Origin of the sequence: Pseudomonas sp. CM27, assembly GCF_013179515.1 — a bacterium.
In the GTDB taxonomy this organism is placed as follows: domain Bacteria; phylum Pseudomonadota; class Gammaproteobacteria; order Pseudomonadales; family Pseudomonadaceae; genus Aquipseudomonas.
In genome coordinates this window covers 19,729-27,442 of sequence record NZ_JABMCN010000054.1, presented here as the reverse complement: position 1 = coordinate 27,442, position 7,714 = coordinate 19,729, and the positions used below count along the sequence as shown (strand labels likewise).

The following is a 7,714-nucleotide window of genomic DNA, read 5'->3' as shown; positions in this document are numbered from 1 at the left end:
AAAAAAATTCAAGATTGAAGTAATTCAAGAATGGTCTACACCGTGAATCCCGGCCAAGCCGGTGCCATCCACCGCGACGCCTGATTCGCGGGTGAACCCGCTCTCAAAACGGGCGGTGTTGGCCGGATGTGAGCGTGAGCCTGCGCCATCTGTGTAGCACAGCCCGCAAACCCACCGCATTCGGTGTGGGAGCCGCGCTTGCCGGCGATGGGCCGCGCAGCGGCCCCAACGTTTCAAGTCACTCAAAATTCGTCAGAATGGTGTCGCTCGCATGGGGGCTGCTTCGCAGCCCATCGCCGGCAAGCGCGGCTCCCACAGAGACCGCAGGATAGGCCGGCCCTAAAAATTCGCAGGCATAAAAAAAGGGCGACCCGAGGGTCGCCCTTTTTTACCGATCAAACAGAACTCAGTTCTGTTTGGCCATTGCTTCGCGCAGCAGCGCAGCCATGGTGGTGTCGGCAGCCGCTTCCGGAGCGTTTTTCAGGCTCTGGATGGCTTCGCGCTCTTCAGCGTCGTCTTTCGATTTGATCGACAGGCTGATAACGCGGGACTTGCGGTCAACGCTGATGATCTTGGCTTCGATCTCTTCACCTTCCTTCAGAACGTTACGCGCGTCTTCAACGCGGTCACGGCTGATTTCGGAAGCTTTCAGAGTAGCTTCGATGTCGTCGGCCAGAGTGACGATGGCGCCTTTGGCGTCAACTTCTTTCACGATGCCACGGACGATAGCGCCCTTGTCATTGACAGCAACGAAGTTGGAGAACGGATCGTCTTCCAGCTGCTTGATGCCCAGGGAGATGCGCTCGCGCTCTGGGTCGACCGACAGGATGACGGTTTCCAGCTCGTCGCCCTTCTTGAAACGACGTACGGCTTCTTCGCCGGTTTCGTTCCAGGAGATGTCGGACAGGTGAACCAGGCCGTCGATGCCGCCGTCCAGACCGATGAAGATACCGAAGTCGGTGATCGACTTGATGGTACCGGTGATCTTGTCACCCTTGTTGAACTGGCCGGAGAAATCTTCCCATGGGTTGGACTTGCACTGCTTGATGCCCAGGGAGATACGACGACGCTCTTCGTCGATGTCCAGAACCATGACTTCCACTTCGTCGCCAACCTGAACGACTTTCGACGGGTGGATGTTCTTGTTGGTCCAGTCCATTTCGGAAACGTGTACCAGACCTTCAACGCCTTCTTCCAGCTCAGCGAAGCAGCCGTAGTCGGTGAGGTTGGTAACGCGCGCTTGTACGCGGGTACCTTCTGGGTAACGGGCAGTGATAGCTACCCACGGATCTTCGCCCATCTGCTTCAGACCCAGCGAAACGCGGTTGCGCTCACGGTCGAACTTCAGAACGCGTACGTCGACTTCGTCGCCAACGTTAACGATTTCCGACGGGTGCTTGATGCGCTTCCAGGCCATGTCGGTGATGTGCAGCAGGCCGTCGATGCCGCCCAGGTCCACGAATGCGCCGTAGTCGGTGAGGTTCTTGACGATACCTTTGACTTGCTGGCCTTCCTGCAGGGTTTCCAGCAGGGCTTCGCGCTCGGCGGAGTTCTCGGCTTCCAGCACGCTGCGACGGGAAACGACAACGTTGTTGCGCTTCTGGTCCAGCTTGATGACCTTGAATTCCAGCTCTTTGCCTTCCAGGTGGGTGGTGTCGCGCACAGGGCGGACATCAACCAGGGAGCCCGGCAGGAACGCACGGATGCCGTTAACGTCGACAGTGAAGCCGCCTTTAACCTTACCGTTGATAACGCCCTTGACCACTTCTTCGGCGGCGAAAGCTGCTTCCAGAACAATCCAGCACTCGGCGCGCTTGGCTTTTTCACGGGACAGTTTGGTTTCGCCAAAGCCGTCTTCGACCGCGTCCAGCGCAACGTGAACTTCGTCACCGACCTTGATGGTCAGCTCGCCAGCTTCGTTGTAGAACTGCTCGAGCGGGATGACGCCCTCGGACTTCAGGCCAGCGTGTACGGTAACCCAGTCGCCGTCGATGTCGACAACGATACCGGTGATGATCGCACCCGGCTGAAGATTGAGGGTTTTCAGGCTTTCTTCAAAGAGTTCTGCAAAGCTTTCGCTCATTTTAATTCCTGTAGATTCGGGCGAAACAGACGCCCATCGCCACATTCCAGACAATGTGGGTTTGTTTTAAGTAAAGGAAAGCCGGCAGGACGTTGACTGGTGCACCTGCCTGCTTTCCTGGCTATCAGGCAATGTCGCGTAATGCGATCTCGCTTCTGATACGTTGCAGCACCTGCTCGATGGACAACTCGGTAGAGTCCAACTGAATGGCATCGGCCGCTGGTCTCAGCGGGGCCACTGCGCGTTGGGTGTCGCGCTCATCACGCGCACGAATCTCATCCAGCAGACTCGACAGACTAACATCTTCACCCTTGCCCTTCAACTGCAGGTAACGGCGACGAGCACGCTCTTCTGCACTGGCAGTAAGGAAGACCTTCAACGGCGCGTCCGGGAACACCACGGTGCCCATGTCGCGGCCGTCGGCGATCAGGCCGGGCAGTTCACGGAAAGCGCGCTGACGCTGAAGCAGCGCATCGCGCACCGCAGGCAGTGAGGCGACCATGGAGGCACCGGCACCGACGGTTTCGGTGCGGATCACCTGGCTGACGTCCTCGCCTTCAAGGATCGTCTGCTGAAGCTTACCGGGCTCGGCCGCAATGAACTGCACATCCAGATGGGCGGCAAGCTTGGTCAGCAGCTCTTCATTGGTCAGGTCGACGCCGTGGTTGCTGGCGTTGAACGCCAGCAGGCGGTACAGCGCACCGGAATCGAGCAGCCGCCAGCCCAGCTCGCGTGCCAGTAGCCCGGCAACCGTGCCCTTGCCAGAGCCACTTGGCCCGTCGATGGTGATGATGGGTGCTTTCGAACTCACGACTTGCCCTCTTCTGCCACGCGAATGCCGACTTCTGCGCACAGCGCCAGGAAGTTGGGGAACGAGGTGGCGACGTTGGCGCAGTCATGAATGCGGATCGGCGCGCTGGCACGCAGCGAGGCGACGCTGAAGGCCATGGCGATGCGGTGATCACCGTGGCCATGCACTTCGCCGCCGCCCAGCTGGCCGCCGTCGATGATGATGCCGTCCGGGGTAGGCTCGCACTTGATACCCAGGGTGATCAGGCCATCGGCCATGACCTGGATGCGGTCGGACTCCTTCACCCGCAGTTCCTCGGCACCACGCAGCACGGTGCGGCCTTCGGCGCAGGCGGCAGCGACGAACAGCACCGGGAACTCGTCGATGGCCAGCGGCACCAGGTTCTCAGGGATGTCGATACCCTTCAGCCTGGCACCGCGCACGCGCAGGTCGGCGACCGGCTCGCCACCCACTTCACGCTGGTTTTCCAGGGTGATGTCGCCGCCCATCAGGCGCAGGATGTCGATTACACCGGTACGGGTCGGGTTGATGCCGACATGCTCCAGTACCAGCTCGGAGCCTTCGGCAATGGACGCCGCCACCAGGAAGAACGCCGCCGAGGAAATGTCGGCCGGTACTTCGATGCGGGTTGCAGTCAGCTTGCCACCGGATTGCAGCGAGGCAACCGGCCCATTGCTTTCGACCGGGTAACCGAAGCCGCGCAGCATGCGCTCGGTGTGGTCGCGGGTAGGCGCAGGCTCGGTGACGGTGGTCTTGCCTTCGGCATACAGACCGGCCAGCAGCAGGCAAGATTTGACCTGGGCACTGGCCATCGGCAGCGTGTAGGTCAGCCCCTTGAGCGTGTGGCCACCGCGGATGGCCAGCGGCGGACGGCCTTCAGGGCCAGTCTCGACCACCGCACCCATTTCGCGCAGCGGGTTGGCCACACGGTTCATAGGGCGCTTGGACAGCGAGGCGTCGCCGGTCATGGTCACGTCGAACGACTGGCCGGCCAGCAGGCCCGACAGCAGGCGCATCGACGTGCCGGAGTTACCCACGTATAGCGGGCCGGGTGGTGGCTTGAGGCCGTGCAGGCCGACACCGTGAATGGTCACGCGACCATGGCTGGGGCCTTCGATGACCACACCCATGTCACGAAATGCCTGCAGGGTCGCCAGTGCATCCTCACCTTCGAGGAAACCCTCGACCTCGGTGGTGCCTTCGGCCAGCGAGCCGAGCATGATCGAGCGGTGGGAAATCGACTTGTCGCCCGGTACACGGATGCGTCCGGACAGGCGGCCACCTGGTTGGGCCAGGAAAATCAGATCGTTGGCGTTCATAGCGTCCACATAGGCCCGGCGGGCCAGGATTTTACTGAAATGCTCGCGGGCCACCCGAGCGCGGGTGAATACACCCAGCAGCTGGTGCCCGTCCCCTTCAGCGATCGCGTCGCGCAAGGCGTCGAGATCACTGCGATATGTATCAAGCGTGCGCAGCACAGCGTCGCGGTTGGCAAGAAAGATGTCATGCCACATGGTCGGGTCGCTACCAGCGATCCTCGTGAAATCGCGGAAGCCCCCCGCAGCGTACCGGAAGATCTCGAGGTTTTCATCGCGCTTGGCAAGCGAATCGACCAGGCCAAAGGCCAGCAGGTGCGGCAGGTGGCTAGTGGCGGCCAGCACTTCGTCATGGCGCTCGACCGGCATGTGCTCGACGTCTGCGTCCAGCGCACGCCACAGGCGGTCGACCAGGGCCAGCGCGGCTGGGTCGGTTTCCGCCAACGGCGTGAGGATGACCTTGTGACGGCGGAACAGCGCGGCGTTGGAGGCCTCCACCCCGCTCTGCTCGGAACCGGCGATGGGGTGGCCCGGGACGAAGCGCGGCAGGCGCGCACCGAAGACGGCGCGCGCTTCACGCACCACGTTGCCCTTGGCGCTGCCGACGTCGGTAATGATGGCAGCGCCAAGGTCCAGCTGCGCCAGGCGCGTCAGGAGCTTTTCCATGGCCAGGATCGGCACCGCCAACTGGATAACGTCGGCGCCCATACAAGCGGCGGCGAGGTCTTCTTCGCAGCGGTCGACCACGCCCAGGGCCACGGCCTGCTTGCGCGAGGGGGCATCCAGATCGACACCGACCACTTCGCGGCACAGGCCGCTTTCACGCAGGCCCTTGGCGAACGAGCCACCGATCAGGCCGAGGCCGACCACGACCAGCCGGTTGATGATTGGCGCGGGTTTGGTTTTTGCTGCTTTTACCACTGGTGCGAACCCTGTTCAGAAATCTAGACAGCCTGTTAGGGCCATTGGGGCTGCTTTGCAGCCCATCGCCGGCAAGCCAGCTCCTACAGGGACCGTGCAAACCTGAAAGTTGCCCGGCCCCTGCGAGGCCACTGGGACACTGCAAACCTGCGAGCTTGCGCTGTACTTGTGGGGGCTGGCTTGCCGGCGATGGGCCGCAGAGCGGCCCCATTGGCCTTGAATCAAAGCACCGCCTTCGGATACGAGCCCAGCACCTTCAGCGCCACAGCCTCCTGGCTGATCTGCTCGAGCACCGCCTTGATCAGTGGGTCGCGGTGGTGGCCGACGAAGTCGATGAAGAACACGTAGGTCCACTTGCCGCTGCGCGAGGGGCGGGTCTCGATGCGGGTCAGGTCGATGCCGTTCTGGTGGAACGGCACCAGCAGCTCGTGCAACGCACCCGGCTTGTTGCTCATCGAAACAATGATCGAGGTCTTGTCGTCGCCGGTCGGCGGCACTTCCTGGCTGCCGATCATCAGGAAGCGCGTGGAGTTGTCCGGGCGGTCTTCAATCTTCTCGGCCAGGCGGGTCAGGCCATACAGGTTGGCCGCCATGTCACCGGCGATCGCCGCCGAATTCCACTCGCCCTTGACCCGTTTGGCGGCCTCGGCGTTGCTCGACACTGCCACGCGCTCCACGTTCGGGTAGTGCGCGTCCAGCCACTTGCGGCACTGGGCCAGCGACTGGGCGTGGGAGTAGATGCGGGTGATGCTGTCGGTCTTGGTGTTCTCGCCCACCAGCAGGTGGTGGTGAATACGCAGCTCGACTTCGCCGCAAATCACCATGTCGTGCTCGAGGAAGCTGTCCAGGGTGTGGCTGACCGCACCTTCGGTAGAGTTTTCCACCGGCACCACACCGAAGTTGACGGCACCGGCCGCCACTTCACGGAACACTTCGTCGATGGCAGCCATCGGCCGGCTGATTACCGCATGGCCGAAGTGCTTCATGGCCGCTGCCTGGGTGAAAGTACCTTCAGGGCCCAGGTAGGCGATTTTCAGCGGCTGCTCCAGGGCCAGGCACGACGACATGATTTCGCGGAACAGCCGCGCCATCTCTTCGTTGCCCAGCGGGCCCTTGTTGCGTTCCATCACGCGCTTGAGCACGGCGGCTTCACGCTCGGGGCGGTAGAAAACCGGCTTTTCGCCAGCTGGCAGCGAGGCAGTCTTGACCCGCGCCACTTCTTCGGCGCAACGGGCGCGGTCACTGATCAGCTCGAGAATCTTCTCGTCAAGGCTGTCGATGCGCACGCGCAGCGCCTTGAGTTCCTGTTCGGACATCAGCCGTGCTCCTTCTCGAATTCGGCCATGTAGCCAACCAAGGCTTCCACAGCCTCGAGGCCCAAGGCGTTGTAGATGGAAGCGCGCATGCCGCCCACCGAGCGGTGGCCCTTGAGGTTGAGCAGGCCGCGGGCATCGGCGCCAGCGAGGAAGGCCTTGTCCAGGCGCTCGTCAGCCAGGCGGAACGGCACGTTCATCCACGAACGGGCGTTGACGCTGATCGGGTTGGTGTAGAAATCGCTGTTGTCGATGAAGCCGTACAGGCGCTCTTTCTTGGCGCGGTTGCGCTGCTCCATGGCGTCGACGCCACCCTGCTCTTTCAGCCACTCGAAGACCAGGCCCGAGAGGTACCAGGAGTAGGTGGCCGGGGTGTTGTACATCGAACCGTTGTCGGCCGAGACCTTGTAGTCGAGCATGGTCGGGCAGCTGCTGCGGGCGCGGCCCAGCAGGTCTTCACGCACGATCACCACCACCAGGCCGCTCGGGCCGATGTTTTTCTGGGCACCGGCGTAGATCAGACCGAACTGTGACACGTCGATCGGGCGCGAGAGGATATCGGACGACATGTCGACCACCAGCGGCACGTCACCGGTCTGCGGCACCCAGTCGAACTGCAGGCCACCGATGGTTTCGTTGGACGCATAGTGCACGTAGGCCGCATTGCTGGTCAGGTTCCACTCGTTCTGGCCCGGGATGGCCAGGTAGTCGAACGGCTTGGCGCTGGCGGCGACGTTGACGTTGCCGAAGCGGCGCGCTTCCTCGATGGCCTTCTTCGACCAGATGCCGGTCTCGATGTAGTCGGCGGTGCCGTTTTCCGGCAGCAGGTTCAGCGGGATTTCGGCGAATTGCTGGCTGGCGCCGCCCTGCAGGAACAGCACCTTGTAGTTGGAGGGGACGGACAGCAGGTCACGCAGGTCCTGCTCGGCCTTTTCGGCGATGGCCACGTAATCGTCGCTGCGATGGCTCATCTCCATCACCGACAAGCCCTTGCCGTGCCAGTCCAGCATCTCGGCCTGGGCGCGCTGCAAGACAGCGTCAGGAAGCGCGGCAGGGCCTGCGCAGAAGTTAAAGGCTCGTTTGCTCACATCCACTCTCGCTCTGCCAAATGGTACAAATTCTAAATTCAGTGCTGACCCGATGAATCTGTGTCACCTGCCATGGGCCTGCCCTGCAGGCCATCGCCGGCAAGCCAGCTCCCACAGGGAACGCACAAACTTCAGGCTGGCGCTTTACCTGTGGGAGCCTGGCTTGCCGGCGATGGGCCGCA

5 protein-coding genes are annotated in these 7,714 nt (G+C 62.2%); all 5 read right to left on the bottom strand.

Translation table 11 applies throughout. The features are described 5' to 3' along the window. Positions 1 to 406: 406 nt before the first annotated feature. The gene (gene rpsA, locus HP547_RS09335) at positions 407 to 2,083 is read right to left on the bottom strand and encodes a 30S ribosomal protein S1 (protein WP_172230678.1); all 1,677 of its coding nucleotides are present in this window, start codon (positions 2,081 to 2,083) and stop codon (positions 407 to 409) included. 124 nt (positions 2,084 to 2,207) lie between these two features. Further along, complete coding sequence (cmk, locus tag HP547_RS09330) at positions 2,208 to 2,894, bottom strand: (d)CMP kinase (RefSeq protein WP_172230675.1); 687 nt, start codon at positions 2,892 to 2,894, stop codon at positions 2,208 to 2,210. Next, positions 2,891 to 5,098 (bottom strand): bifunctional prephenate dehydrogenase/3-phosphoshikimate 1-carboxyvinyltransferase, encoded by a 2,208-nt coding sequence (locus HP547_RS09325; protein ID WP_372242875.1) that lies wholly within the window; start codon positions 5,096 to 5,098, stop codon positions 2,891 to 2,893. The genes cmk and HP547_RS09325 overlap by 4 nt, the downstream gene beginning before the upstream one ends. A gap of 254 nt (positions 5,099 to 5,352) precedes the next feature. Continuing rightward, a complete protein-coding gene (gene pheA, locus HP547_RS09320; RefSeq protein WP_172286134.1) occupies positions 5,353 to 6,447 on the bottom strand; it encodes a prephenate dehydratase in 1,095 nt (364 codons plus the stop codon). Then, a complete protein-coding gene (serC, locus tag HP547_RS09315) occupies positions 6,447 to 7,532 on the bottom strand; it encodes a 3-phosphoserine/phosphohydroxythreonine transaminase (RefSeq protein WP_172232397.1) in 1,086 nt (361 codons plus the stop codon). The genes pheA and serC overlap by 1 nt, the downstream gene beginning before the upstream one ends. Positions 7,533 to 7,714: the final 182 nt, after the last annotated feature.